The sequence below is a fragment of the Wenyingzhuangia sp. genome, from assembly GCF_039768515.1.
GTDB lineage: Bacteria > Bacteroidota > Bacteroidia > Flavobacteriales > Flavobacteriaceae > Wenyingzhuangia.
Genome location: NZ_JBDNAI010000030.1, coordinates 1 through 3,262, shown reverse-complemented (window position 1 = coordinate 3,262; position 3,262 = coordinate 1). Strand labels below are relative to the sequence as shown.

Below are 3,262 nucleotides of genomic sequence, written 5' to 3'. Positions count from 1 at the left end.
TTACATTCCAAAACCCATTGTACTGATTCATTTGACCGATTTTTTCTTCTAAGGTCATTTTGGCTAATAATACCTCTGTCCTTTCTTTTGCAGACAGACTTTTATCCATATGATCTTTCTCAATATTAATACTAAATGAGAGCATGGTTATCAGCGCAGCAAATATGGATATACCCATTATAATTTTTTTCATATTCTATTATAGTTGTGATGATTGTTAAAATCAAATCATCTTTTTTTATTTTTTTATTTTTTTATTGATACACCCTTACATAATCTATTTCCATAGTGGAGATCGTAAAATTAGGATCTATATTACCTCCCAAAGTTCCCCCCATGGCAACATTTAAAATGATAAACTGATTTTTATCAAAAGGCCAATTTTTAGCATCTTTGAATCTTGGTTGATAAGTGTAATGTATGATATCATCCTTTATAAATTCAATTTTATCTTTGGTCCAATTGATAGCGTAAGTGTGAAACCTTGTTGTGACTGAAAGATCTTTAGGTGGATGACTTACATAAGGTGTATTTCCATAGCCTGATAAATTGTGTATCGCACTTGAAGGTTCACCAAGATAATTTCCTCTGTGCTCCATGATGTCTATTTCGCCACAGGCAGGCCATCCAATTGTTCTAATATTATCTCCTAACATCCATATTGCAGGCCATGTCCCTCCACCATCGGGTAATTTAGCACGAACTTCTACTTTACCGTAGGTAAAACTGTACCTATCCTCTGTTTTCATTCTTGCAGACGTGTAAGAACTGTTTGTAGAAGAAATTTCTCCACCAAATTCAGCTCCAGAAATATTGTCTATGAAATAAGTTCCACTAGTAGCAATACCCGGATCTACAAAAATAGCCATTCCAGCATATTCTAATAAAATTTTCTCACCCGAAGTGTCTCCCGGAACAGTTGCACTCTTTCCAAAGTCAAACGATACTGTTTGCCAGCCTGCTGTTGCAGTAGTTGTTGTTTGTACTTCTATTTTTCCTGCGGCTTTAGTTTGCGTTCCTTTATTAGCGCCTTCTAACTTTAAAATAAGACTTCTTTCAGTAGCTGTTTCTTGATAAAAATCGAAGGTAATAACCCTTTTACTGGGATTTAATAAACTTATGTAATTCGATTGTTGGATGACGATGGCTTCCCAAATCCCATCTCCTACGTTTACAATTTTTCCTACTTTAGTTGGACTTCCATTTTTGTCATTTTTATCTTCAACCGTAAGATTTGTAAACAAATATTCCGAAGCTGTCTCAAAATTTGCTAAGTTACTTCCTGTTTTTACAGGAAGTGTTAGTTTTTTAGCTGTAATTTTTAGAATACCATCTGCTACTGTCGCGTTTTCTTTGGTATAATTTTGTACTTCATTATTACCCCAACCTGTAGCTCCTAAATCATAAGTCCAATTTTCAGAGTTTGGAACTCCTGCCACATCAAACTCATCAGACCAAACCAATACCCTGTTATTCTCATTGACAAGATCAACCAAAGTTTGTAACTCTGTTAAACTGGTTGGGTTTGAGAAATCCGTTTTTAATTCAATGGCTTTTGAGTAGTAAATCCATTTGCCTTCTGATACATTTACGACCTTTGTAGCTAGTAAATCTTCAAAAGAAATCAAGCTGATGTTTCCTTTTCCTCCAGAATTGTCATAAATTTTTTGAAAAGCCAAATCACTTTCGGTCTCAAGGGTAGGATCAACGATAGGGTCTATGATTTGTGTTTCTATTTCATTATTATCACAAGCGATAACAAGTGGGATAAAACATAAAAAAGTCAACACTTTATTAAATATATTCATCATAATTTTTGGCTGATGTATTTTTTGGCTTTGATCAATAGGTTGTTCGTAATGCATTCAATAGGCTTTATTAAATGTCTACTGATATACCCTTACATAATCTATCTCCATAGCAGAAGATGTAAAATTAGGGTCAATACTACCCCCTAAGGTTCCACCCATAGCCACATTTAGAATGATAAATTGATTTTTGTTAAAGGGCCAATTGGCTGCATCCTTAAATCTTGGCTGGTATACGTAATGAATGAGGTCATCTTTGATAAACTCGATTTTATCTTTTGTCCAATTGATCGCATAGATATGAAATTCTGAAGTTACAGAAAGGTCTTTCGGAGGATGACTAACATAAGGTGTATCGCCAAAACCTGAAGAATTGTGAATGGCACTAGAGGGTTCTCCAGGGAAATTACCTCTGTGCTCCATGATATCTATTTCACCACATGTTGGCCAACCCACTGAAGTAATATTCTCACCCAACATCCATATGGCTGGCCATGTCCCGCCACCAAGAGGTAGTTTGGCCCGTACTTCAACCCTACCATAAGTAAAGGAAAATCTGTTTTGTGTTTTTATTCTCGCTGAAGTATACTCAGCACCACTATAAGTCTGCTTTTTAGCTGTGATTTTTAAAACACCATTCTCAACATAGGCATTTTTATCTCTCGTATAAAATTGAACTTCGTTATTTCCCCAACCTCCTTGACCTTTTCCAACATCATATGTCCAATTTTCATTACAGGGCAAACCATCAGTATCAAATTCATCTGACCAAACCAATACATCATTATTTCCTGAGCCTTCGGTAGACAAGACACCTGAACACGACGGTTTTTCTTCATCAACTGTACCGCAAGCTGATACAAAAACAATAATTGAAAAAGCACAAACGGTTAAAAGATATTTGTATTTAATTCTCTGCATTTTACTAATATGTTATTTTACATCATTAAATGTTATGTTGTCAAGGTAGACAACATTATTCTTACTCCTATTTTTAAAATCAGGAAAAACAATCAATTGGTCTATTTTTCCTGTTATCCCTTTACCAATGAGATTAGACATATCAAATACCAATTCTTCCCATTCATTTATTTTAGTATTGGCTACCTTAACCTCTACTTGGGCTTCACCATTGGCTTCAGAAAACTTTAAACCAACATCGCTAATATTGGATTTGTAAACTAACATTTTTACAATTTTGTTGGTTTCATCAAAGGTAAAAGAACCTATATCTGTTCCATGTTTGGACTCAAAACCCGCATAAGGAGCTCCACTTGTAAGCGCAGTAAACTCAAGTACTTTTTCTGAAATATTCAAGCCTGATGAATCAGGATTGTTCACGATTTGTACATCAGGGTTGGCACCATTTTCAAAAACAGTCCATGTCCAAGTCGCTCCAAAACCAGCTTCTTCAAAATCAATAGGATAATAAGGAGGCTGTGAATTATAAATGA

General features: G+C 35.0%; 4 protein-coding genes. All 4 read right to left on the bottom strand.

Going from position 1 to position 3,262, the window contains the following annotated elements:
* Positions 1 to 193 (bottom strand): hypothetical protein (locus ABF281_RS02045; RefSeq protein WP_347180035.1); only part of this gene is annotated, 193 nt, incomplete at its 3' end.
* A 61-nt stretch (positions 194 to 254) separates the two neighbouring features.
* The gene (locus ABF281_RS02040) at positions 255 to 1,865 is read right to left on the bottom strand and encodes a glycoside hydrolase family 16 protein (protein WP_347180034.1); all 1,611 of its coding nucleotides are present in this window, start codon (positions 1,863 to 1,865) and stop codon (positions 255 to 257) included.
* A 21-nt stretch (positions 1,866 to 1,886) separates the two neighbouring features.
* Positions 1,887 to 2,729: a glycoside hydrolase family 16 protein gene (locus ABF281_RS02035; protein ID WP_347180033.1), complete on the bottom strand. Its 843-nt coding sequence runs from the start codon at positions 2,727 to 2,729 to the stop codon at positions 1,887 to 1,889.
* A 12-nt stretch (positions 2,730 to 2,741) separates the two neighbouring features.
* Positions 2,742 to 3,262 (bottom strand): glycosyl hydrolase family 16 (locus tag ABF281_RS02030; RefSeq protein ID WP_347180032.1); only part of this gene is annotated, 521 nt, incomplete at its 5' end.